Below are 26,192 nucleotides of genomic sequence, written 5' to 3'. Positions count from 1 at the left end.
GTATAGTGCGGAATATGCACAATAATTGTAGCCTTTTCGATCAAAGTATGCTAACTGATATGGCAAACGCTCTATTTTAAAAGTCTCAACATTCTTCTGACAACTCGATGTCCAACCAGTTTCGGCAAGTCCCAAAATTCGAGGTAATATCATATACTGTAATTTACTGATATGATAGATATGTTCAGTCCAGATACAACCTTCTACCCCACGGATCAGATCTTTTCTATTCATAGTAGTTTCATCATTCAAAGGATTGTATTGGTAGGAACTTGACCACGGGTAGTTTCCACCATGATTAATCGGTTCTTGTTTGGAACTACTCTGGGCATAGTCAAAATAGAGTCCATATTTACTTGATGCTAAAATAACCGGATGCTTTTTAGAAAGTTGCTCATCAAGTGTCCTTTCATCAAACCGGTTCATCACTGAAAATTCTCCATTGGTATTCCCTTCAAGTATTTCATCCCATCCGATCATCTTCTTTTTTTTGCTTTCCACGATTTTATGTAGTCGAGAAATAAAATAACCCTGTAGAGCTTTCATATCCTTTATATTGTTCCGTTGCATAAAAGCTATAACATGAGGTGATTTCTCCCAAAAACCTTTGAAACATTCGTCCCCACCGATATGAATATATTCATATGGGAACAGGTCAGCAATTTCACTCAAAACCTGATCAATAAAATTATAAGTAGTTTCCTTTGTAGGATCGAGCGAATTGTCTGTATACATTTCATATTGACCATTTCCAAACCATCTGGCGAAGCTACTTCCTGGATTTACCTTTATCGTGGTATCTCCAGTCACACAAAGAAAGGGATAAGACGCAATAGCAGCCATTGCATGTCCCGGCATATCAATCTCCGGAAGGATAACTATATTTCTGAATCTAGCGTATTCCACGATCTCTCGGATCTGCTCATGCGTATAAAATCCGATATCATCAGCTTTTTCGTCCTGTTGTGGGGGAAGCATATCAGTACCGAAATGACCGGTTCTGGAAACTCTTCTCGCTCCAATTTCGGTCAGTTTGGGAAGGCTCTTTATTTCAATTCGCCAGCCCTGATCGTCAGTCAGGTGCCAATGAAATACGTTCAGTTTGTACCTCGCCATTAGATCAAGTACCCATTTTATCTCATCGACAGTGAAGAAATGACGCGATACATCTAGCATCAATCCCCTATAACTAAATTGGGGACTATCCAGAATTTTCACCGCAGGAATAGCAACATGATCACTTTTTTTATTTGGAATAAGCTGGAGAAGTGTCTGAACCCCATAAAAAAGCCCCTTCTCTTCTCCTACAATTTCTATTTGATTTTCGCCAACCTCAAGTTTATACGATTCATCTGAAGAATGACCAGTTTTTCCTTCCTTAACTAGGATGGTATTCTGTATTCCCCCTTTGTCCTGTTCAAGGCCTTGTATCAACTTTTCCAGCAACTCAGAAGCACCCCTTGTATTTCCGATACTTTTAATTTTAGTATTAGAAGATAGGACAAATTTTCCGTTTCCGATTATCACATTATTTGGGTATGGAACAACTGAGATTTGTGCGAAAACTGAAATATTGATCAATACACAGATAATTATGATTAAATTAAACTCTCTCATTTTGATCAATATGGTGTGCGGAATATTTTTGCTCGATAAAATTTGGCTCCAGATTTAGTCCTATAGTATTGGAAAACGCCAGAACTGGAATAGATATCAACGTATCGGGTACACCATACCGGGCTGGTCACAGGATCAGGAAGTACAGTTGTTTTCTCTGAATCCGGTCTAGTAAGAACAAATAATCCTGATTGCTGTCTACTTATTGACTTCACCATAGTTTTATTAATGCCAGTTGTATCCCCTGGACCATCAGTAAATATTTTAGTGGTTTTATTAAAATTGTACACTCCTCCATTTGTTGATACCCAAAGCACATTGTCATCGGCAAGATCCCTTCCCAGATCATGTCCAAATGGGTTTTTACTGCTTGTTGTATTTAGATACCCCCTTCGTGCAGGTAGTTCAGTCAAAGTTGGTGCAGCATCGGTACCTCCTACCTGCATTGCTATTACAAAATCATTTCCAGTGGCCCAAAGAATATTTTCTAAAGGATCATAAACGACAGCATGTGCCTTATTAAGCTTCACTGCCGCATGCGCCAGATTATCTGTACCTGTTGAAGAAGCATATAAATAAACAGAATCTCTATCCGTTGCCGCAACAGCAATATTTCCATTTGGAAGTAGTTCAACGCCATGAGGATTATACCCAAGATTATACGCCCATTTTTTCACTCCCGATGGATAAGAAGCAATAGTGATCAAACCACTGGAACAGGATGCAACGAGATGGTTGCCACCCCAGGCGTCAACTTTGCGTACCTTAAAATCTGTAGGAAGTCCCCAATGGTCAATTGCATACTGGGAATACCCTTTGACAAGTGTCGGTTTCCATGACCATTTTAAAGCTGTCGTCAAATTCCAATCGGCAACTGCGGGATCATAGATTTCAATCATGTTGGTAGCTTGATTGCCAGTCCAGATCCAGTCATCTCCTGCTGCAACAGAATAGGACTGAGCGTTTTCAACGGAAGTTAAGTTATCTTGAGAAGTCAAAGATAGGTTGTTACTATTTTTGCAGGACACCATAAATGCAGCTGCAATAAAAAATAATATTCTTTTCATGTTATAAAAAATTAATAACCTTGATTTTGTGGTAAGAGATTAGGATTTTTAGTGATTTCAGCTTCCGGTATCGGAAATATACCGTGAAAATCTTTTACATTTTTTGCTCCTAGAGGGTTGTCGTTTGCTGCAGATTTAACAGCTTCAACCAATTTCTTCCAGCGGACAAGATCCCATTTGCGTTGAAATTCTCCTACAAACTCGATTCCACGTTCTTTAAATATTTGTAAGCGAATCTCGTCCTTACTCAGGTTGCTCAATGGTTTCTGTAGTCCTCCATGTTCTAAACGGACCTTATTAATCCAATTCAAAGCTTCGGGAGCATTTCCAAGTTCATTTTGAGCCTCGGCAAGAATAAGGAGTACATCAGAGTACCGTTGAAAATAAAGATTCTTTCCGCTATTACGATCATTAGCTTGAAAATCCCAAAACTTGGCACCGAACCAAGGACGTCCCGGTTTCAGATTACGCGAAAAGGTCTGGCCGTTATAGCCACTTGCCAGCGTTACTTCTTTTCGTTTGTCACCATCCTCAAACATACCAACCAACACGCTTGATGGATAATAGTTCTCATAACCACGAAATACATTCGAGCCGAAATCAACACCTGCATAGGTTTTATTATTGGCATCTTTTGTTGGCATAAACCATGTATAGTAATAGTTTGTGACAATATTGGAGTTAGAAGAAGAAACACGAAGATATTGTATTTCAAAAATAGACTCCTTGTTATTCCTGAATTTCAAATTTGGATCAAATAGCTTATCATAATCTACAAGCTGATAAATGCCAAGATCAATAACCTGTTGAGCATATTTAGCCGCATCAGCCCATTTCCCATCAAAAAGACAGATCTTTGCCAGTAAAGCCATAGCCGCGCCTTTTGTCGCCCTGCCCACTTCGGAACTTGGATAGGTATCAGGCAAATAGTTCGCTGCCTGCAGAAGATCCTTTTTTAATTGTTCATGAACGATTTCCAATGGTGTACGGGGTAATACGCTTACCTGATCTACAGGCAATTCCTCAGTCCACATTGGAACATTACCAAAAGAATTGGTAAGCATATAATAATAAAGTGATCGTAGATAAAGAGCCTCTCCTAATACTCTATTCTTTGTTGCTTCAGTAACGTTTGATTTGCCGACACGGTTAATAACCATGTTGGCATTGGCTATTGAAGCAAAACATTTTCTCCAGATTCCAGTTACATTTCCGGGTGAAGCAGCAGTAAATGTATATTCCTGATTAAAATCATTTGTAGGTACATAGAGTAAAAGATCTGTTCCTTGCTCGATAGACTTCCACAGATCTTCCTGGCCAAATAACTCGCTCAATCCGGAATATACGCCATTGATGGCCTGAATACACTGTGCCTCAGAAGTAAAAAATTGATTCGGGGAAATTTTACTATAAGGATCCTCTTCCAACGTTTTGGTACAAGATGAAAATCCCAGCAGACTCACACATACTATTGCTTTATATATATTTATTGATATCCTTTTCATAATTTATTCATTAAAACCCAACATTAATTCCCAATGCATAAGTACGTGCATTAGGATATGTACCATCGTCTTTCGCCCTAATCGTAGAACTTGTTCCACCACCATTCACTTCAGGATCGAAACCATTATATTTTGTCAACAACAAAAGGTTTGTTCCAGTTACATACACCGATGCGGATTTGAAGGTTTTTGGAAAAAGGCTCTTGAGGTTATAACTTAGTTGAAGGCTCTTTAAGCGAATAAAAGATGCATCATGAAGAAAACGTGAACTTGGTACATTATCTCTTGAATTAACCATTGGTATATCCGAACCGGTATTTGAGGGTGTCCATCGGTCGGCCATATAAGCAAACTGATTTGTAAATTCGGCTCCGCTACCCATAAAAAATTCAATGGCATTGTACATGGTATTTCCTTGGTTGTATTGTAGAAAAAGGTCAAGTGATAAATTTTTGTAGGTAAATGTATTTCCAAATCCACCATAGAGCTTAGGATTTGGAGTGCCCAGATACATATAATCGTCGATATTCAGTAGACCATCTCCATTCTGATCTACATATCGTGGCTTACCGGGTTTATAGAAACCAGAAGGTGAAACTAATTTCCGGCTTCCTGCTGTGCGGGCAAGTTCTTCGTCAATCTCTTGTTGATTGTGCCATACTCCGCCATAAATAGCTCCAAAATTGGCTCCAATTGGGACACCTACTTTTAAATAATTCGTATTGGCACCATAGCCATTATTATCAATAGATACCATGACAAGTGGGCCAATATCTTTGATTTCCTGACTATTTGTTGATAGCGTCAATGTAGATTTCCAATTGAAATCTTTATGTGCAATCATGTCGCCAGAAACCATCAGTTCAAACCCTTGAGAAACAGTTTTACCCAAATTTACCAATCGTGAGCTGAATCCGGTTTGCTGGGGTATCTGTACATTTAATAGAAGATCTTTCGTATTGGTCTTATAATAATTGACATCAATAGTCAACCTTCCGTTCCATAAACTCATATCAAAACCAAGATCGATCTGTGAGGATGTCTCCCAAGTGAGATTCGGATTATCCATCGAGGATTGCGTATATCCCAAAACCGGATTCTCTCCAAAGATATAGCCTTTGGAATTTGGAGCCAGCGTAGCAAGAGACTGATAATTTCCTATCCCCTGATTTCCGGATTTACCATAACTGAACCTAAAACCCATGTCGGAAATTGTTTTTTTGACCTCTGATTCCTTAAAGAAAGATTCATTGGAAACGCGCCATTTTACGCCAAACGACGGAAAGAATCCCCATTTATTGTTCATTGCAAAATTGGATGCACCATCATAACGGCCACTCATTGTAAGATAATACTTACTATCAAAATCATAGTTTATACGACCGAGGTAGGACACTCTTGAATTCTTTTCTGCATTAGAAGAAACAGTTCTGTTTACCTGATCTGCAGATGCGAAATTGTTATACTTCATAATGTCATCTGTCAGTCCCGTCACTGAAATACCCATTGTACTATTCTGGCGATTTTCCATGGTAAAACCGCCTAAAAGATTTAGATGATGAAGATCCCAGTTTCGATCATAATTCAGCGTATTTTCGTTCAGCCAATATGTCGAAGTACCCATCCCAGATGAAGCATTAGCCGTTGTGTTTTTTGTCGCAATCTTAGACGGCATAAACGAAGGAACGAAATAAACATTTTTATTATTTGACAAGGATGTTCCAAAAGCAGATTTAAGTTTCAAGCCTTTGATCAGTTCAGCTTCGATAAATAAATTAGCCTGGAGGTCATTTACAGTATTAGCATTCTCTGTAAGCTCCGCTACTACTGGTGGTGTATCCACATCGCCGCCCGAGTACCATATCGGATTATAAGACTCAAAGCTACCATCAGGTTTCCGTACAGGCATTGTGGGGGGCAAAGTAATCATCGAACTTGGCCAACCGGCATTAGCACCATAATTCACATTCCCCGAATTAATCTTATATCTCGATGCATTGAGATTTAAGCCCATCCGGATTTGGTCTGAAAACCGTTTATTCATATTGATACGTCCCTGAAATTTGGCCATATCAGTACCTTTGACGATCCCTTTCTGGTCGATCATATTCCCCGAAATAAAATAGGTAAATTTTTCTGAACCACCGCTTGTTGACGCGTTATAGCTCTGATAGATACCTGTCCGCATCGTTTCGTCGGTCCAATCTGTACCTTTTTCACCAACTATATTTATCACAGAATCTATGTTTGGATATACCACAGCACGATTTTGATCCAGTCTTGACTCGTTAATAAATTGGGTAAACTGACGTGCATTCATCAGTTTTAATCTTTTTGGAAGTTGCTGGATACCGGTTATCGTGCTGACATTGGTATTATCCTGATTTGCTTTCCCCTGTTTCGTCGTGATCAATACCACACCATTTGCCGCCCTTGAGCCATAGATCGCTGTCGCTGAAGCATCTTTCAGAATGTCTATGGATTCTATATCTTCAGGGTTGAGCGTATTTAAATTTGTAGCGTCGATCAGGCCATCCACAACATATAAAGGCTCATTTGTGGCACTGATAGACCGAGCTCCTCGGATGCGGATTGAAGTTCCAGCACCCGGCGCTCCATTACTTGACTTAACGTCCACACCTGATGCTCGCCCCTGCATCATCTGATCAACCCGCATTACGGGCATATTGGCAAATATTTTACCTGAAATAGTCGAGACGGCTCCCGTTAAATCCTTTCTTTTTACGGCGCCATATCCCACAAGGACAACTTCATCCAGTTCCTGAATCGTCTCGTTAAGAATAATGGTAAGACTCTCATAACTTGTGATCGGCATTGTAACTGTTTCGTATCCCGTATAAGAAACGATAAGCTCATCTCCAATCCTGGCTCCTTTGAGCAGAAAAATCCCATGTTCATTACTTGCGATACTTTGCCCGGTTCTTTTTAACCGAACTGTTGCGCCAGCGACAGGAGCTCCCTTTCTGTCGGATATCTTCCCATTAATATCATTAGTCTGCACCAAATTTTCACCTCCAGTCGATCCTGCCTGACTTGCTGAGCTTGACTTAGTAACGACGATGATCTGATCTTCAATACTGAACTTTAATGATTTCTCTTTCAGCAACTGTGTAAGCGCCTGCGATAAATCGACATTTTCAACTTCAATAGATGCTCTGTCACTTTTTCCAATGGACTTTTTGGTATATAAGAAATCATATCCGGTTTGAGCACTTATTTTATTGAAGATCTTCTCCAGTGTTGTATTTTTCTCTTTGAGCGTAACCTTTTGCCCAAAGCTTTTTGCACTGATATGTACTGTGGCCAAAACAAGAAACAAGGCTGTTAATTTCATAGTTAGCAGAAATTTAAAGACACAGCACCTCCACTGTACTTTATTAAAAAAATAATTTTTGTACATTTGATTTTACGTTGTTATTGAAGTGAACATGATTTCGAACTCATCACTTCGGTTAATAAAATAATTCGATTGACCAGCAACTAAAACTTAGGGCTTTCGGTTGCTGCCGATAAGCCCTAAGTTTAAAAAGAAGGAATTAAGGCATAACTATTACCCTCCTTCCTTCCACTTTGAAATGGACTCCTCCAGTTTTTTCCAGGCTTTTTAATATTTGGTCTATATTTTTCTTACGGTTGAATTTCCCCGTAAATACCTCATTACTGACGTCACCAATGTAATTCACTTCTTCAATACTATACCATCTTTCGAGTTTAGCCATTACATCCTTAATGTTTTCATCATTGAATCGGATAAATCCATCCTTCCAGCTTGCATAGTCCACCGCTTCAACCTGGTTGACTAGGATGGAACTTCCTGAAAATACAGCCTGCTCACCAGGGGCCATGACTACTGATTCAGCAGATTCAGGTTTGAGAATAATTTTTCCTTCGAGCAATGTGGTATAGGTATTTTTATCTTCCGGATAGGCGGAGACATTGAAATGGGTACCTACCACTTTAATAAGTTGGCCTTTGGACTTTACATAAAAAGGTTTCTGTTTATTTGGAGCAATTTCAAAATATGCTTCTCCAACAATTTCTACGCTACGTTCACCTTCTGGAAACATATTTGGAAATTTAAGCCTGGAGTCTGAGTTTAACCATACTTTTGATCCATCGGCCAGAACTAGACAATACTGACCACCTCTAGGCGCTATTGCAGTATTCCATTTTTCAGCAGCGCTATTTTTAGATTCAATAGCCTTATACTGTACCGTACCGTCCTCTGATCTAACAATGACCATATCCGATGATACAACAGAATCACCAATCCTAATTTTGTTGAGGTCCACTGATTTTCCATTTGCCAGTTGGATCAGCGCACTATTTCCACCAGGTACAATAACCCTAAGATTATTCGGATCAGCAGATGGACTGTGCAAATAGAAATATAATCCCACACCAATTATGGCGATTATTGAAGCAGCCTTCCAAAGCCAGGAAAGAACAAGTGGTTTAACCTGAGTTTCATTATTGGGCAATTGGGAAAATATCCTTTCCTTGACACCAGTCAGGTCAGGTTCATCATATTCCTGGTCAAGATATCGCTGATATAAATCTTCAACAAGTTTCTTTTCTTCAATGGAACAGAGTCCATTGATATATTTTTGTAAGAGTTTGTCAAGTTCCTTTTGATCCATTTGGTTTATGAGCTTTATTATAATGAGGCTTCAAAACCAAAAAGGTATACATGTGATCTGAAATTATTTTAAAAAAAATAAAAGTAGCCCCATATAGGGTGTCAATTTCTTCCTCAACTGCTCCATTGCCCTAAACATTGTTGTTTTAACAGAGTTTTCAGAAATACCCATTTCCTCTGCAATCTGCTTATAGCTGAGTCCCTCGATTTTCCCTTTGCGGTAAACATGCTGCATTTTTGGTGGAAGCTGTGAGATCTCATACTCAAGTGAAATATGGGCTTCCTTAAATAATAATTGTTCTTCCGCGTTATCGTTAGTTACTCCCTCACCGAGCTTGGCTAATTCCGACACAAATACCTCCTTTTTGTTGGAACTTGTAATAACTTTTATGGATTTATAGCGGACCGCGGAAAAAAGATAAGCGTCAACATTTTTTATTTCCAATGATTTTGCTTTTACCCAAATATTGGTAAAAACATCCTGTACTACATCGCAGGATTCATCGCTGCTTTTCAGCACTTTGTAAGCCTGAATATAAAGTCTATTCCAATAACGGGCATAAATTTCGGAAAATGCGTAATAATCCCTTTCCTTTAAAAGGGAAATAAGTTCTTCGTCACTAGAAGAATTATAAAGTCCGGCTTTCATTGGTGTGCTAAATTAGATAGCTTATATGTACTAAATATTCTTCTTTCATTAAGCAATCATTAACTAAGGGAAATCCAGTACATTTTATTCGAATTTATATAACTTTTCTAAAGTTTCAAAATGTAAACCTATTATCGGACGAGACAAGGAACTTTTGACTATAGATACTTGACTGATTCATAAACAGAAATTTATATTCATCTTGATTACAAAAAACAAAATTACATTTTTCATTACATTAAAATTTAGATAAACGAAAACAGGCAAATAGAACCACATAGGGTAATCCCATATCATTCTATTCGCCTGTTTTTATCTTCTTAATGAACTGTAATAAAGGCACTAAAAGTTCTATTGAACTCTCGTGACCTCCACAAACAAAAAAGCCTAACGTGAGTTAGGCTTTTTTGTTTATTCTAGAATACCTTTGTAGACGGCATCCCGTAAGACACCTCCTGCTGTATCTCCCGCATATTCCCAGTACATCGCACCGAGTAGTCCTGTCGTGTGTACATAATCGCATTTAAGTGCAATCGATTCTGGCGTTTCATAAGTCAGTACAAAATCCCCTTTATCGTTGACAAGATAATGCGCTTTAGCCTCATCGTCCCATTTCTGCTCAAAGCCCTGAAGTGAAAGCAGATCTTTATAATCGATAAAACCCTTGACTTCAGTTTTATTACCTCGACCATAGAATGGAATTCCCAGCACCAATTTTTCAACAGGCATACCGCCTTCGATATGAGCCTTAACGGCCTCCACACAAGTTGTATGTCCAGATAAAGGTGAACGGTGCAAACTCGCGTGATGATAAGGCGGATGACCCGAATCATAAGTCATAATATTCACAAAATCCACATCATTCTTAATCTTGTCAAAAGCAATATACTTACCGTTCGCAACAGAAGCCAAAGTCAACAGTTTCTTCTTACCAATAGCCTTGCGGATATCGTGCATGAGCAAGGTGAAATTCTCCGTATCCGCTAAAGAAGACGAGATCCCTGCAGAAGAATTCGTTGGATATTCCCAGTCGATATCAATACCATCAAGATTAAACGCCCTCATCACACGCCAGCAGTCTTTGGCAAACTTTTGCCGATTAGATTCATTAGCAGCCATTTCGCTAAACCGACCGCTTCCCCAGCCGCCAACGGACAGCAATACCTTGAGATGTGGATGTGTTTTCTTAAGATCCGTAATAGCCTTCAATCTGGATTCATTATCTATACGTAGGCCGTCAAAGCTGTCGCTGACATGTGCAAAAGCATAATTGATATGCGTCAGATAAGTCGGATCAGGCATCACTTTAGACCAGGAAGTGACATAGGCGATAACAACTTTTTTGTTTTTCGCTCGTGCACAACTTACACTAGGATACAACAATAAAGTCAATAACAGAACAGTGAAGGTCTGACTAAATATTGATTTCAATTTACATTCCATAATAGCTTCTTATTTTGTTTCTAGATGATATTGATCGTCCTAAAATATAATCCGTAAAGCATTCACATTTGATGCTTACTCGCTAACTAAAGTTTCAGATAAATATGTAGCTTCTTTAGCAAGATTGCATACCACAACATGGCTAAAGCCCAAAACAATGAACCGGCAATAGCTAAGCTCATATAATCCGATTGCTTATAAAAGAACAGTGGAAGATGAAAACCCCAACAGACAAAGTAGATCAGATCAGGAGCAAGATAGGTCGTTAATGAGTTCTTTCCGGCCTCCTCAAACAATCTTATCCCGCGATGGTAGCCTTTCACATCAATGAAATAATAAAGTGGTATCAAAAGCAATACGCTAATCCCGCAACAAACCAATGCCCAGCTCGGCGTACCATGGATTTTGGATAAAATAAACCAAAAACGCAATACAAAACCTGCAACTAGCCAAATCAAACCAATAATCAGCAAAAAACGCAACAATATCCGCGGATTTGCCGCATAACGTTTCATAAGCATCCCTATGGTTGTTCCGGACAGCACAATACAGGGTATATTGCCAGCTAGAAGAACATGTAAATATCTTCCGGCACCAGGGAATTCAACTTTAAATCCCATTTGGCTCAGCATATTGAGTACCAAAAACAGCAACCAACCACATACAACCACAATTATCTTTCCCCTGCTCAATAAGAAAATAGAAGCCGCGGCAAAATATCCCCATCCAATCAGCCCTAAAATCCCCCACCACCCTACTTCCAAGCCTTTTCCATCCGACGCTTTGAAAATATACAGGAGATAAATGATCCCCATGATACCAACTGCACGCAGCCCCTTATAAATGGACTGATATTGCATGTCCTTCGGATAATGATTCCAAATCAGAAAAACGAATACATATAGCAGTGCCAACCACAACAAATGTGACATCCCCGTCAGCTGTGGATCAACTCGCGAACCATTCAATATCAATACACCAATAAGCAATAAACTCAATGTTCTGAACAGAATATGAACAAAAATGACCTTTGTCGATGAACCCATCTTTTCCCTGGCCGCAACAGCATAAGGCACTGCCATTCCAACCATAAAAAGAAATCCCGGAAATACCCAATCCGCCAATCCCATTCCGTCCTCTTCTGCTTCCGAATGAACCAGCCATTTAGGTACACCTGGAATAAACAAGTCATTGACAAATAGCATCAAGAACAGCGTGAAACCACGCATAACATCCATTGAACGGATTCGGATTTTAGGTACAGCTTGCAATGCGTTCATAATTGATTCGTTGTATTCAAAAAAGTAGCTAACAGCATAGCTGCTAGCCAATCTCTTCCCTAGATCCTTCTTAGCTAATTTTTTAGTGATTTTATGGCGACCGGAACTCGGTGAAAAATTCCTGCTTAGAAAAGTTCCTGTATAACTAAACGAAAAGACAAGCTATTTCGCTAAGATCTATCATCAATAACGCTGATGTCTCTTCGTTGAATGATCTAAGATGAGAAAAAAATAACACTATATAGTGAAATATTTGTTCAAATTAGTGTAAATTTTACTCATAAAACACAGAAATCGTGTAATTTACCCCTGTGATCGATATAAACCAGCCAGAAGCACAACAAGAAATGTCTCACATGTATGAATTGTTACCTTTATGAAGGGTAATTGTATTGCATATAAAAAGCAATTTATCTAAGTTTGACAAAAACAGATTTAATACATAGCCGATCGCCATGAAATTCATTCTTTTTATCTGCTTGCTATTCGCAACACAAGCTATCTTCGGGCAGCATATCAGAGTCGTCCAAACAACAATTAAACAGTACAAACCATGAATCAATTAAAATTTCGCGACGCAGCACAACATGATTTACCACGCATAGTAGAAATATACAACTCTACAATAGCCTCCCGCATGGTTACTGCAGACACTGCCCCGGTATCTGTTACCAGTAGACAAAAATGGTTTGACGAACATAACGCTTCGAAAAGACCTCTGTGGCTGATAGAAGATGAAAATAACCAGATACTTGGTTGGGTAAGTTTTCAATCTTTCTATGGTCGTCCAGCTTATGACGCAACAGTAGAAATCAGTATCTATTTGGATGAACAGCAGCGTGGTCGAGGCCTGGGTAAACAGATTCTCCAGTACTGCATTGATAAAGCTCCAGATTTAGGCGTACATACCTTATTGGGATTTATCTTTGCACACAATCTTCCAAGCATTGCATTATTTGAAAAAATGGGTTTCACGGAATGGGCTAACCTACCCAATATAGCAACCTTAGATCAGGAAGAACGTAGTCTAAAAATATTAGGTATACGAATTAAATAATAGCATGACTACCTAAGCTGTCGCCAAAAATAAAATTGTTAAATTAAAGTATTAACTTGATAAGATCTATAATTCGGTAATATGAAACATTTAATCCAATTCTCCTTGATGTTGATTGCTTATGTATTTATTTTTTCCAGCCCCCTGTTGGCACAAAATCCAGACCGTACTAAAACTATCCCGATCGCAAGTGATTCGGCATACAGCAAGATAATACAAGTGCTTCAGGATGGTGGTTATTTTATTGTACAGCTCGATCGGCCTTCGGGATTTATTCAAACCAGTACATATCTTGAAAACAATAATCTCCTAAGCAATAAAGAAGGAGAAAAATTAATTTTCAACTTCCTGATCAGCCCTTTACAAGCTAAAAGATCAAAAATAGTTCTAAATATATTTTCAATACAAAGGCGTAAAGGCGGGAGTTTTGACGCACCTAATTATTATGATGAAGATAAGGGAATCGTCCGGAACAATAAAGCCTACCAGCAAATTTGGGATAAGATACTCCCGCTATTTCAATAAGTACAATCAAGATAAAGCCCAGTTGATCTCAGCTCACCTGGGCTTTTATAGTTAAAAAGAATTAGATCGAGATTGTCAGCAAAGGAACATCCAGCCCCGAGGCCATCATACGCGTCTTACTTCGATGGGTCAATGAGCTCCAAAAACCGTACCTATAGGGGATCATAACCAACAGATCCGTACTGCTTTCTTTTACCTCGTCCCGGATAGCTTTTACGACCTCATTGGACGTTACATTTTTGTAGTAATAACTTACGATTCCCATCACGTCGTTGATGGTTTCCCGTGTTTCTTTTCCTTTTTCCTCATTTAGCTGCTCCACTGTCTTACGAATGTTGAGAACCTCTAATACCGCATCAAATTCAGCTGCAAAATCCTTTACTTTTTCAAGAATTTCCTTTTGCACACCACGAACAATATCACAGGCAAAAAGAATATGCTCCAAACCCGTAAATTTTGCGCCAAGCGGAACTGAAAGGATTGGTATTTTTAACTTACTAATGGCTGCCGTGGTCGTATTGCCAAGCATATCTTGGTCAAAGGAACGTTTGGCCATTCCCATCACCAACAAATCGGCATTCGTCTCATGGATGCACTTGGTAATCTGATCATAAAACAAGCCTGCTGCCAGATAAGGAATAGTCAAAACACCACTTTCGGCAGTAATAGCCTCGGCTTTACGTCGTAAAACCTTACTTTGATGTTCAAAAATCTTGAACATAGAATCGGGAGAAAGTCGAGCGTTCATCGCATGGATGGAAGGATTTTGAAGAGAAAATAAAACGAGCTCGTATTCTTTTCCTGCGAAAACTTCCATAATAAACTTTAAGGCATGTTCGGCCTCTTCAGCATAGTCTGTGGCAACAATAATCCGTTTCATATGGTCTAATTTAATTCAATAAAAAATCCCTTTTTATTACATTCAAGTTAACGAAAAATAATAAATCTATCAAACGGAGAATTGTCTCAACTGGGTCAATTTTCTCCCGATTTCGGGCTATTTTAAGTAGCTAGCCTTTACAAAAGAAGCTTTTTTTAGATAATCAATGCTTTGTTGTAAACCGGTGTAAATATCGTTACGTGTTTCTTCCAGCTCAACAAAAATATATTGCAGGCCAGCAACTTTTGAATTGTTAAAAATTGCATCAAAACCGACCATACCACTTTGACCAATCTCACGATGATCCTTAATGTGCAAAGCCTTGAATCTGCCGGCATATTTATTGAAATAATCAACAGGACTAACTTGTCCCATTACGGCCCAATACACATCCATCTCAAAAAATACATGCTCAGGATTTGTATGCTCTATCATATAATCGTACATCACTTTATCTTCCACTTTTCTAAACTCATGCGAGTGGTTGTGGTATCCGTATACGATTCCTTGCTGACGGCATTTCGCACCCACAGCATCAAGGTAGCGACATTGCGTTTCCAGATCCTTAAGTGTTTTAGGCACATCCATCCACGGCGTAACAATATATTTCATTCCCGCTGCCTTATGTGTAGCAATACATTCGTCCCACCATTTTAGCGATTCCGTAAAATCTCCAGAGGCAAGCTCCTTTTCTGATAAAGTCTTCGTTGCGTGTGATGAAATTACTTTCATTCCAGCTTTTTCTACTTTTGCCTTAAACTCTTGTGGGCTCAGGTTATATAATTTACCATCCTTGTATCCAGCGGCTTCTACTCCTGTATAACCCAATGCTGAGATCTTTTGTAGAATCTGGTCGAAATTCGGGTTTTTCCCGATTTCTTCACGTACAGAATATAACTGTAGACCAATTTCCTTTTTTGCAGCTTTCTGTTGTGCAAATGTTGGATTAACAGCCAACATCATACATCCAGCTACCAATGTTCCGATAAGAGTTCTTCTTTTCATTTAGTGCTCAATTATTTATTATAGACTTCGTTCAACGCAAAATTATTTGTAAACGCAGCGTTTACAGGTTGTTTAGGTTTATCGCGTTAAATATAGCCGCAATGTATGCAAATACTCGAAAAAACACAATGCTTTACCGTTTTATTTATTCACATCGCGCGCTCAGTGCCACAAAACAGGTCTTTTATATGAATTAAAAATTGGCCTAACTCAACGATTTACAGTCCACCGCTGTTCTACTTATGATAACAAACAAATTGAATCATGGAAAATAAATATGACATCCCCGAGCATAACGACCAAAAACAGGAGGAGAAATTACCTGAGGTTGCCATTGAGGAAAAAGATGATGAACCCGCTGGACGAAATTTAAAACGTACACTTATCATCGCAGTCTGTGTATTGATCGTATTTTATCTGATTTATTATTTTATGAGTGGACGATAATATGCAACTCACCACAGCTCCGGCGGAACTTGACGGATTCTTGGAAACCGAAGCTGGGCAAGCCGACTTGTTTCGCCATACACGATCTGGTAGAAACTGACCATAGAACTGGCCATCGTGCTGACGTGCTATGCCATTTACCTTAGCTCCGGTGGAACTTGACGGATTCTTGGAAACCGAAGCCAGGCCAAATGACACTATGCTCTTAAATTATTTTGTTTTTCATTTGCCCATGTTTATATGATGAATGATCATTTTGGTTATTTTACACAGGACGGTGACGTAGAGTCTATTTACTAATCGAGAGAAAGATTTATTCCTATCCGATATTTAAACCAATATAGACTTTCACGAAACATACCTTATTCCAGATTAAAAATATCTGTTAAAACAAATATAAAACAAAAAACAACAAACACAAATTTTTAAATAAAATAATAAACTATATTTTGCGCAAATTGTCATTCAATTCGTTGTATGACGGATGAAGACAAAGCATTACTGGAAACAATTGGTTTACGCTTTCGCGCGAAACGAAATGATCTATATTATTCATTGCGGGATCTATCCCATCTAACGGGCATTTCAACAGGAACACTCAATGGCATAGAAAAGGGAAAAGACTTAACGCTCACAAATTTTTTAACCCTATGTCGTAGCCTGGAAATTCAACCAACGATATTTTTTCAGCATGATATTGTCTTTAATTCTCCTTACTCCCTACCTCCCGATGCACAGGAAAGAATCACGCTAAGCAAAAAACTGGATGACCTCGTCTATCATTCGGATTTTTTCTACTCAGCACGACGTGTTTCGGAGGTATTGGTCCAATTGGGTATTGACAAGAGCCAAAGCAATAAATTCTCTGTTTACCTATCAAACTATTGTGAAGAAGGAACTCTTGTCTATCAGCAGCACGGTAACTATAAAACCTATCGTAAAAAAAGGTAAAAAAATTATTAAACTTTTTTGTTGGAAAGTTCACGAAAACGGTTTGCCCTTCTAAATGTTCCCAAATCATTAAAACGAACCCCATACTTCCGTAAGATTTCTTGTGCTTTCTTACGACCCATATGACGTACGTAAAATGTTTCATTGACAACAAAATGATGGATGCTATGTGTCCAGCCAAAAAAGAAACAAAACAATTGCATCGGAAAAGTCCACCAAACTGTCAATACCTGCGTTTGCTCAATAACATTTCCAGCTTCGACATCGCCAAAATAATGCATGTTTGACGTAATAAAATGTAAACAAAATTGGCGTAATAAGTTTGGTAATAGAATAACATAAATGATCCAACGCAAACTTATCAACATGTTATCAACATAGTGTGTAAAACTCAAATTCACTCCAAAAACCACTCTTAACCAATCAAATAATAGGTCTGCAAAGAAGAAATATAAGATCACATGTGCAAAAATAGTCACTGGAACAATGCTTAAAAACATAATCCGTTTTAGTTTTGAAGAAGTCTCCAATTTTAGATTCCCATTTTTCACCTCTTTGTCCATATCATTAAACATACGATGCAGCCGAAAGAGCCCGCCCAATACAACATCGGCCGTTGTTACCAAACGTTTGATCGACCACTGCTCGCCATTCGTCACACTGCGTTCCTCAACATCATGTAATGTACCCGAAAATTTATGATGATGATGATGCAAGGTCCTGCGTATCCAGGGATTGACAGTCAGTGGGCGTAATATCCATACACTAAAAAGCATAAAATGATGAACCACTTTTTGTCTTTTAAAATAAAGCCAATGAATCAGATCATGTTCTATTTCATGTAAAACACCCATAAAAAAGGCATTACTGACAATCATAAGCCAAGCCGGAACAAGAGCGCGAGACCAAGCTATCGATACAACAACAATCGCCAGGATCGCTAGTGCAAATATGGCCATTCCGATACTGTTCTGACTTTTTAAGATGGGGTACATTCCTTTAAGCTGTTGATAGGAAAGATTTATTTCCCTCCTAATCTGGCTCGACTTTTCCTGATGTGTCAATTCGATGTGATTTTATCGGTAAAAATAAGGATTTTTTCGCAGACATCTAACATGTTAGGTAGAATGCCCCTACCTACCAATAACCATAATAAGCTCTAAAAATATTTCCAAAAGCTGTAACAAAACGAACGGGCCCCAAAATATGTGATCCCACTATTTACCGTACTACTAGGTTAACGCAGCAGCCAACTTCTAATATATATCAGTCAAAGCAGATCACTCCTCGGATCTGCTTTTTTTGTGCAAACCATTAAGTAAGCAACAAGCGATCTCATCTCAAAAAAATAATTCTCTAAAAGGGATTTGATAGGGACTTTATAGGGACCTTATAGGGACCTCATTCGGATAAAGCCGTCTTAACTGCCTATTAGTCCCCTATCATGTAACATGTTATTTACAATTATTCCATGTATTAAACTAAACTTATCTATTCGTTCTGTGTTAGTAGCCCTACACATTTAATTTGATATTATGGCAAATGTAACACAGGGTGTAAACGGTCCTCCCTCAGGCAAAGTGGGACCAGTAGTTTTTTGTAAGTGGAAAGAGATCAATTATGTTAGATCTCTTCCGAGAGTGAATAAAAAAAGAGCACTTTCTGAAAAGGAAGTAAACAACCGAAACAAATTTGGACTTATGCAACAATTCTTAAGCCCTTACACGAAAGTCATACGGCTCGGCTTTTCAACCTACACCAAGAATATGACAGCTTATAATGCTGCAATGTCCTACAACCTTCACCATGCCATGCAAAAAGACGATGAAGGTTTTCATATCGATTATGAAAAGATTGCCCTAAGCCGAGGGTTGGACGAAGAGATTACAGGGGCAACATTTCAATTGTTGAACGAAACTATCCATATCACTTGGGAACTTAAAAACTCCGAAAAACTATTGCATGACGATCTGACAGATTTCCGAACCTTGGTACTTCTCATTCCTGAGAATCCAATAAACGCTTCACAAGGTGTTTTACTTAATAATTACATTATGGATTTACAAGAATCTATTCAAATACCGAACCTAACCCAAAGTGATACATATCATCTATATCTAGGTTTTATTGCAGCTGACGGGACTAATCGAAGCATGAATAGCAGCTATCTCGGAAATATAAGCTTGGAAAGAGGATGAAGGTGCTCCTGGGAAATAAATTCATCAAAAGGAGAAATAAGGTCACTCGAAAACAAGTACACAACACACTTAATTACAATAAGATAACAACATTTTAACCCTGAATTCATGTAAACACCTTAAATTAGTATAAACGATGTGATTTACAATCGATGGTTTCAACAGCCACATCAATTTCGGCCATGAAGCCAATCGTCTTTATATCTAGTAGGCATTTGGTTACCCCCTCAGCAATCCTCAACACATATCCATGTGCAAGCCCTACTACTTTCTCTATTCAGTTCGGCAAGCTCATACCTTGCCGAACATTCTATTACCTATCGTATCAGCCCGTCTATATGACTTAACTGCCAAAAGGATCTGTCTTTTTTTCGGTTTTTACGATTTTAATCAGATGCTCCAACGCATTTTTCAGACGTTTGGCATCTTCTTCCGTTTGGATTGCCCATAAAATTTCATCCGTACTTGGCGAGGACTTAAATCGAATTTGATAACCTGATTTTACTCTTGCGATGACAAGTACATCTGATTTGGCAATATCACTTCGAAAATGCTGGCCACTGGAAAGAAAGACTGTTAACACCTTCCCGTCTACCGTCACCGTATCAATTTTTGTATCCTTATAATGGTAAGCAACCTTATATAGCTTATTAATATAAGCCATGGTCTGTTGTTTATTCAAGCTCGCATTTTGGGCTACCGATGGTACTGTAATACCAATAGCCAAAAGAAAGCACAAGAAAAAATTCTTCATTTATCTAGCATTTTTTATTTCCATACACCGCAACAACGTATCGCTCGGATTGTACTTACTTACCAAATATCACGTAACGACAATCAGCAGAAGCAAAATACGTTCCTTTTATTGATGATCTAAAAATATAGATTTTATTTACTTTTTTGGCTATTGTTCCACAAACTAAACTATTTCCAGCAGCAGCATTTCGATTGCTGCTACTGAAAATCCTTATTTAGTCATTTTTATTTATTCTTTCGATCTCGATAAATCCCGGGCATTTTCCGCAATACGGATAAATTCAGCGCGATAACCTTCCTCATCTTTGCCTTTAGAAGCTTTTGCTCGCGCTATGAGCTGATCAAAATTGGCCTTTTGCTTAAAATCAGAATCACGAAGTAATAGACCTAGTTCCGCTACCGCGGTTACGAATCGTAAATCTTCACTCACACTGTTCAATTCCGTCACAAAAGTTCCGACCACCTTTTGCTGCAACTTGCTTTTCTCCCCTTCAGGCTCCTTATACCGAAATTTAACTGTTGCCAGTTCAGCATTTCTCCGTCCAGCTGCCTGATCCGCTTGCTGCTGATACTTTAAGGGATCTACCGTTCCGATCCCCCCCGACGCTACACCGACAGGTACAATTTCATATAAGGCTGTCACCACATGTCCTACCCCCATATCACCACCTATCTTTTGATCATTATTAAAATCCTCAGCCTCCAACAAGCGATTTTCGTATCCCACTAAACGGTATGCCTGCACATAACTGGGATTAAATTCGACCTGAATCTTGACATCTTTAGCAACGGTAAACAAAGTTCCCCCAAATTCGGTTACCATCGCTTTTCGTGCTTCAGAAATATTGTCTATATAGGCATAATTCCCATGCCCTTTGTCGGCAAGGATTTCCATCTTACTGTCCTTCAGATTTCCCATGCCATACCCCAATACTGTGAGGAAAACCCCCGATTTACTTTCTTTGGAAATTAATTCTTCCATCGATTCGTCACTACTCTCCCCAACATTGAAATCGCCGTCACTAGCCAAAATGATCCGGTTGTTTCCTCCTTTGATAAATTGTTGCTTCGCAATTTCATAGGCCTTCTTAATTCCTGCAGCACCAGCAGTACTTCCACCGGCTTCCAGCTCCTCAATAGCCGATTTTATTTTCATCTTTTCATCACCGGGCGTACTCTCCAGTTTTACCCCTGCCGATCCAGCATAGGTCACAATGGCTACATGGTCCACAGCGCGAAGCTGATCGACCAACATTTTCAGCGAAGCTTTCACCAAAGGTAGACGCCCCGGTCCCATCATTGATCCCGACACATCGATCAAAAACACCAAATTGGAAGCTTTAAGATTCTCCGTCGGAATATCTTTCGCCTTTAACGTGACGCGCATAAGCTGATGCGTTGTATTCCAGGGTGCCTTCGTCAATTCGGTGACGATATTTACAGGTTCACCATTTTTAGGTCCAGCCACTTGATACTGAAAGTAATTGATCATCTCTTCAACCCGTACTGCGTCTTTTTCAGGCAGAGTTCCCGAATTGATAAATCGACGCACATTACTATAGGAAGCAGCATCAACATCGGCTGCAAAGGTCGATAAAGGCTCTTTACGTGGATTGATAAAGCTATTTTCCTTCAACTTTTGATAAGATTCTTGGTTCTGATTAGGCACATACGCCGTTCCTCTAATATACAAACCCGATACTTGCCCAGACAAAGCTGCATTAACATTCATCACCGATGCCGTCTGACGCTTCGCCTTGTGCTCATATCCGGTCACCACAACCTCATCCAGCGCATTATTTTGCTGCACCAACGCCACATCAACCTTTGACCGATGGTTGACCGCTATCCGCTGCTCAAGATATCCGATATAACTAAAAATCAAGATGTTTTTACCATCAAGGACTTGAATACGATAGTTTCCCTTGTCATCGGTCTGCACATGTGCTTTGGTTGCAGCATTGTTCACCTGTACCCCCACAATTGCCATTCCTGTATTCGCATCGACAACCTTCCCCCTAACCTCATATCCTTGCTTGGCATATCCGCCTAAGGATAGCAACAAGCCTATTACAAAAAGTATTGCTCTCATATCTTTTACATTTTTGCCAAGGGATGCCTCAAATATTAAATTTCCATAAACCAGAAAAAAAAAATATTTTTAACCAATAAAATGTTCGCATTCAAGTCGTCAAAAATAGATACAGCACAAGACCACGAGCTCTTGCTGCACTACCAGGAGTCTAAGGAGCTCCAGGTATTGGGTGATCTATACCAACGACATACGGAGATGGTATACTATGTTTGCTTACGGTATCTCCAAGATTCCGAATTGAGTAAAGATGCTGTCATGAATATCTTTGAAGAATTAATACACAAAGTCAACAAACAAGAAATCAAGGACTTCCCAAGGTGGCTTTATGTATTAAGCAAGAACCATTGTCTGATGTATTTGAGGTCTCAAAAGAACAAAACTCAAATTTCTTTGGATGAATTTGTGAAATTTCCGGGAGACATGCATCAGTATGAACAATATGATGAAAAAGAAGAACAGCTAACAGCCATGGAAGGCTGTCTGGGAAAATTACCAGACAAACAGCAACAGTCGGTTAGACTCTTCTTTTTGGAGGAAAAATGTTACAAAGAGATTAGTGAATCTACCGGTTATAGCTTGAACGAAGTAAAAAGCTATATTCAGAATGGAAAACGGAATTTAAAAAATTGCATGGAGGCTTGGAATGAGCAACAGTAATTACGACATAGCATACTTAAAGAAATACGTCAACGGCGAACTATCTCCTACGGAGATGTATGCGCTTGAACGGGAGGCGCAACGTGACCCCATGTTGGCGGATATTCTTATAGGTATTGAAATGGATCAGAATAAAACCGTAATTACAACAATCAACAACCAAATTGCGCAACGTATTGAAAAAGACAATTCCGCTAAAATAAAGGTCTTTGATTGGAAGAGACTTAGCATCGCTGCAGCAGCAGTGATCGTGTTGGGGGTTGGTCTTCTTCTTTACCGTCAACAGGACAAAAATTCATCCGAAGCGAGGCGTACCGCTGAAGTAAGTGTTACACAGGAAAAACCCAAAACAAAGGTTACAGCAGCAGATTCTATCATTCCTTCAGATGATATTGCATCAAAAATAGGATCTCAAGATCATTCGCCACAATTAGCAGATAATAACAGACCGCGGCTTCATGAACAGCACCCACTGGAAGAGGTGACCGTTTTATCCCAGGAACCCTCCCTACGTGTAAAATCACTGGAAGAAATGAAGGAAGGTCTCAATAATGATCGCCCTGTATTTGGATTAAGACCTACAGACAGTACAATTGTTATCGGTTATGCGCCAATGGCAAAGAAAAAAGATGCTTCCCAAACGATTATGATTCGAGGAACCTCAAGTTTAAACAATGCACTTGCAGGCAGGGCTCCAGGTATTTCGATCCCACAACAACAAGGTACACCGCTACAACTTACGATTCGGGACAAAGAGACGGGCTTACCTATTTCGGGAGTGACAATCATTCAACCCAATAGCAAGTTTGCTACGAATACCGACGCACAGGGACAAGCGACCATCCAACCCAGTACAATGGATTCACTCGTCGACATCATGGCGCTGGGCTACAACTCGGTTGCATTGAATATGCGTCGCAGCAAAAATACAACGATCAAACTGCAACCTTCCGGCGCCACACTTGATGAAGTCGTCGTCACAACGATGTCTTCACGCAAATCAAAAAGTGCCGAACCGATCTGGGGCTGGAGATCGTTCAACAATTACATCAAGAAAAAAACAGCTAAAAGCCGTTATGAGGGCACTGTCCGTTTAAGCTTCTATATCGATAAAGATGGATTCCCAACAAATATCAGCGTTCTCCAAAGTGCAAATGATTACCTCGATGCCAAAGCCAAAGAAATCCTACTTTCGGGACCAAAATGGAGAGGCGAAGACTACCGCTATGTCACGTTAAGCTTCGAATTCACCTTGTAAATACGCTATCTTTACGCATCTCATCAGACTACAACACAAGTTTATCTCGCTATCTGGACAAATAAGCAGTCGAAATTTATCGATCCATTTATCTTTTCAATCAATTTTATTTATAAGGGTTTGGATGTAAAATTATTTCATACTTTAGTGTTATAATTCTTAACCATACAGTCATTTTTTATGAAAAGTTTTTTCACTGGCCTCCTCTTGCTTAGTGGTATATCCCTACAAGCACAAGATTTTTCGTTCGGTAAAATAAAAAAGGAAGATTTTGCCATTACTGTTGACAAAATAGATACAGCAGCAAATGCCTTTGTCTTACGTGAATATGGATCAGCCGAAGTAAGTTACAACAAGAATAAAGGTTTAGTCGTTGAATTTTTCAAACATGTTCGTATTAAAATTTTAAATAAAGAAGCCTATAGTTACGCCAATTTCAGCATCCCTTTATATAAAAGTGGGAACGAACGCGAAGTCCTTATGGACATCAAGGGAGCATCCTATCACCTCGTCGGTGATAAGGTCGTGGAAACAGAGATGACCAAAGCGAATATTTTTAACGAAAACGCCTCAGAAAACTATGCGGTAACGAAAGCGGCTATACCACAAGTTCAGGAAGGTACAATTATCGAATACCGCTACCGTACAGAATCTCCATTTATCTTTAACCTAAATGCTTGGGAATTTCAGGAAGATCTCCCGAAACTTTATAGCCAATACGTCACGCGTATTCCCGAGATCTGCCATTATAAAGCCAATTTAAAAGGTGGACTTGCTGTCAGCGACAGGAAGGTAGAAAATTACAACACGGGGCTGAATTCTGAAGTTGGCGAAGTCCTAGGTAGTAAAACTACCTACATGATGGAAAATATCCCGGCTTTCCACACCGAAGATTACATGACCTCTTCTAAAAATTTTAGGTCAATCATTTTCTTCGAACTCGGTCGGTATAGCATTCCAATGGGACCGACAAAAGACTTCTCGCTCACGTGGGAAAATGTCAGGGATAAACTCGTACAGGACGAAAGTTTTGGTGGACAAGTAAAGCGAAAAACGGCACTGAAGGAATTCATAGAACCCGTCTTGCAGGATTCAAAAGATGATCTGGAAAAAGCGGTACGGCTGTATACCTATTTTCAGAAACAAATAAAATGGAATAACCGCCATTCAATCTACGCAAAAAATATCAAAGAAGCCATCGAAAAAAGAACAGGCAATAGCGCCGATATTAACCTTGGACTGGTCAATGCCCTACGTTATGCGAAGCTAGATGCCATCCCTGTTATTTTATCGACACGTGAGAATGGCTATGCAGGACTCTATGCACCAGCGATATCAGAGTTCAATCACGTTATTGCCCGGGTAAAAATAGGTGAAAACTACTACCTGCTGGATGCAACCTCTCCCTATGAGATGTTTGGAAATATCCCGATGAAATGTGTCAATTTTCAGGGAAGATCAATTCCCCTCGAAGGCGAATCTGACTGGGTAAAACTCGAGGCAAATCTTTCATCTAGTTATAGTAATTTCTTCTATGGTGAACTGTCGGAAGATGGTGCATTAAAAGGAAAATGGATTACCTCACGTAACGGTTATGGCGCTTCCAAAATGCGTGAGCGCCTTCAAGGAAGTAATTCTGAAGAAGAATTCTATGAAAAAATAGATGAAGAAAACAATCGCATCAAAATCAACAGTTTTAAAGTATCGAATCGGGAATCTCTTGACAAACCACTAACGGAGGAGTTTGAAATTGAGATTAAGAATTTTGCAACCCTACAAAATGACCAACTTCTATTCAATCCTTATATTGACACCAAAATGTCCAAGAACCCCTTCAACCTAACGGAGCGGAATTACCCAATCGACTTTGGTTCTTTAGTCCAAGAAGAGTGCTACATTGAAATCAAACTACCAAAAGGCTATACATATCCAACGGAAGGAAAATTAAAAAATATCAGTATGGCTCTTCCTGAACGTGCGGCCCGGTATATTTTCAAAATCAATAATACAACACCGGACGTTCTGATAATAGAATCTGCAACACAATTAAACAAACCCCTGTTTATGCCGGAAGAGTATTTTGATTTAAAAGAGTTTTTCAGCCGAATCATCCAGGCAGAAAAATTAGATGTTGTACTCAAA

Annotated in this window: 21 protein-coding genes; 8 read left to right on the top strand and 13 right to left on the bottom strand. The window is 39.2% G+C overall.

Features of this window, described 5'->3' with window-relative positions; all coding sequences use genetic code 11:
• The 8 genes from B2X72_RS19780 to B2X72_RS19745 all read right to left on the bottom strand — a co-directional run.
• Window positions 1–1,617: beta-N-acetylhexosaminidase (locus tag B2X72_RS19780; RefSeq protein WP_286851201.1), on the bottom strand; the 1,617-nt coding region annotated here is incomplete at its 3' end.
• Between the two features lie 5 nt (window positions 1,618–1,622).
• Window positions 1,623–2,684 (bottom strand): DUF6528 family protein, encoded by a 1,062-nt coding sequence (locus B2X72_RS19775; protein ID WP_286851199.1) that lies wholly within the window; start codon window positions 2,682–2,684, stop codon window positions 1,623–1,625.
• Window positions 2,685–2,695: 11 nt separating this feature from the next.
• Window positions 2,696–4,189, bottom strand: a complete 1,494-nt coding sequence (locus tag B2X72_RS19770; RefSeq protein ID WP_070565828.1) for a RagB/SusD family nutrient uptake outer membrane protein — start codon at window positions 4,187–4,189, stop codon at window positions 2,696–2,698.
• Window positions 4,190–4,199: 10 nt separating this feature from the next.
• On the bottom strand, window positions 4,200–7,544 hold the full coding sequence (locus tag B2X72_RS19765) for a TonB-dependent receptor (RefSeq protein ID WP_070565826.1): 3,345 nt from the start codon (window positions 7,542–7,544) through the stop codon (window positions 4,200–4,202).
• Between the two features lie 202 nt (window positions 7,545–7,746).
• On the bottom strand, window positions 7,747–8,850 hold the full coding sequence (locus B2X72_RS19760) for a FecR family protein (protein WP_070565824.1): 1,104 nt from the start codon (window positions 8,848–8,850) through the stop codon (window positions 7,747–7,749).
• A 63-nt stretch (window positions 8,851–8,913) separates the two neighbouring features.
• Window positions 8,914–9,498 carry an RNA polymerase sigma factor gene (locus B2X72_RS19755; RefSeq protein WP_070565822.1) on the bottom strand — a complete coding sequence of 195 codons (585 nt, stop codon included), beginning with the start codon at window positions 9,496–9,498 and terminating at the stop codon, window positions 8,914–8,916.
• Between the two features lie 411 nt (window positions 9,499–9,909).
• Complete coding sequence (locus B2X72_RS19750; RefSeq protein ID WP_286851197.1) at window positions 9,910–10,941, bottom strand: glycoside hydrolase family 18 protein; 1,032 nt, start codon at window positions 10,939–10,941, stop codon at window positions 9,910–9,912.
• 86 nt (window positions 10,942–11,027) lie between these two features.
• Window positions 11,028–12,221: a DUF5009 domain-containing protein gene (locus B2X72_RS19745; protein ID WP_286851195.1), complete on the bottom strand. Its 1,194-nt coding sequence runs from the start codon at window positions 12,219–12,221 to the stop codon at window positions 11,028–11,030.
• A gap of 553 nt (window positions 12,222–12,774) precedes the next feature.
• Between B2X72_RS19745 and B2X72_RS19740 the strand changes: the two genes are divergently transcribed.
• Both B2X72_RS19740 and B2X72_RS19735 read left to right on the top strand, forming a co-directional pair.
• Complete coding sequence (locus tag B2X72_RS19740; RefSeq protein WP_088162839.1) at window positions 12,775–13,278, top strand: GNAT family N-acetyltransferase; 504 nt, start codon at window positions 12,775–12,777, stop codon at window positions 13,276–13,278.
• An 81-nt stretch (window positions 13,279–13,359) separates the two neighbouring features.
• Complete coding sequence (locus B2X72_RS19735) at window positions 13,360–13,803, top strand: hypothetical protein (RefSeq protein WP_157626209.1); 444 nt, start codon at window positions 13,360–13,362, stop codon at window positions 13,801–13,803.
• A 61-nt stretch (window positions 13,804–13,864) separates the two neighbouring features.
• Here B2X72_RS19735 and B2X72_RS19730 read toward each other — a convergent pair whose 3' ends face one another.
• Entirely contained in the window at window positions 13,865–14,683 is an 819-nt protein-coding gene (locus B2X72_RS19730; protein ID WP_088162840.1) for a universal stress protein, read from the bottom strand.
• A gap of 117 nt (window positions 14,684–14,800) precedes the next feature.
• Window positions 14,801–15,688, bottom strand: a complete 888-nt coding sequence (locus tag B2X72_RS19725; RefSeq protein ID WP_088162841.1) for a sugar phosphate isomerase/epimerase family protein — start codon at window positions 15,686–15,688, stop codon at window positions 14,801–14,803.
• Between the two features lie 264 nt (window positions 15,689–15,952).
• Between B2X72_RS19725 and B2X72_RS19720 the strand changes: the two genes are divergently transcribed.
• A complete protein-coding gene (locus B2X72_RS19720; protein ID WP_088162842.1) occupies window positions 15,953–16,135 on the top strand; it encodes a hypothetical protein in 183 nt (60 codons plus the stop codon).
• Between the two features lie 477 nt (window positions 16,136–16,612).
• Window positions 16,613–17,086, top strand: a complete 474-nt coding sequence (locus tag B2X72_RS19715; protein ID WP_075994063.1) for a helix-turn-helix domain-containing protein — start codon at window positions 16,613–16,615, stop codon at window positions 17,084–17,086.
• 8 nt (window positions 17,087–17,094) lie between these two features.
• On the opposite strand, the gene B2X72_RS19710 is transcribed toward B2X72_RS19715, so the two are convergent.
• Window positions 17,095–18,150 (bottom strand): fatty acid desaturase, encoded by a 1,056-nt coding sequence (locus B2X72_RS19710; protein ID WP_286851194.1) that lies wholly within the window; start codon window positions 18,148–18,150, stop codon window positions 17,095–17,097.
• Between the two features lie 471 nt (window positions 18,151–18,621).
• Here B2X72_RS19710 and B2X72_RS19705 point away from each other — a divergent pair, with 471 nt between their 5' ends.
• The gene (locus B2X72_RS19705; RefSeq protein ID WP_286851192.1) at window positions 18,622–19,284 is read left to right on the top strand and encodes a DUF6266 family protein; all 663 of its coding nucleotides are present in this window, start codon (window positions 18,622–18,624) and stop codon (window positions 19,282–19,284) included.
• A 343-nt stretch (window positions 19,285–19,627) separates the two neighbouring features.
• Here B2X72_RS19705 and B2X72_RS19700 read toward each other — a convergent pair whose 3' ends face one another.
• Both B2X72_RS19700 and B2X72_RS19695 read right to left on the bottom strand, forming a co-directional pair.
• The gene (locus B2X72_RS19700) at window positions 19,628–20,038 is read right to left on the bottom strand and encodes a hypothetical protein (protein WP_075994065.1); all 411 of its coding nucleotides are present in this window, start codon (window positions 20,036–20,038) and stop codon (window positions 19,628–19,630) included.
• 231 nt (window positions 20,039–20,269) lie between these two features.
• Entirely contained in the window at window positions 20,270–22,132 is a 1,863-nt protein-coding gene (locus B2X72_RS19695; RefSeq protein ID WP_286851191.1) for a vWA domain-containing protein, read from the bottom strand.
• Window positions 22,133–22,213: 81 nt separating this feature from the next.
• Between B2X72_RS19695 and B2X72_RS19690 the strand changes: the two genes are divergently transcribed.
• The 3 genes from B2X72_RS19690 to B2X72_RS19680 form a co-directional block, all read left to right on the top strand.
• Window positions 22,214–22,792, top strand: a complete 579-nt coding sequence (locus B2X72_RS19690) for an RNA polymerase sigma factor (RefSeq protein ID WP_075994067.1) — start codon at window positions 22,214–22,216, stop codon at window positions 22,790–22,792.
• Window positions 22,779–24,050, top strand: coding sequence for a carboxypeptidase-like regulatory domain-containing protein (locus B2X72_RS19685; RefSeq protein WP_145328304.1), 1,272 nt, complete (start codon window positions 22,779–22,781; stop codon window positions 24,048–24,050). Before B2X72_RS19690 ends, B2X72_RS19685 begins: the two co-directional genes overlap by 14 nt.
• A gap of 180 nt (window positions 24,051–24,230) precedes the next feature.
• Window positions 24,231–26,192 (top strand): hypothetical protein (locus B2X72_RS19680; RefSeq protein WP_286851190.1); only part of this gene is annotated, 1,962 nt, incomplete at its 3' end.

The sequence above is a fragment of the Sphingobacterium sp. UBA7253 genome, from assembly GCF_002472745.1.
Lineage (GTDB): Bacteria > Bacteroidota > Bacteroidia > Sphingobacteriales > Sphingobacteriaceae > Sphingobacterium > Sphingobacterium siyangense.
Note: the sequence above shows the minus strand (reverse complement) of the source record. Positions and strands in the feature narration are given on the sequence as shown.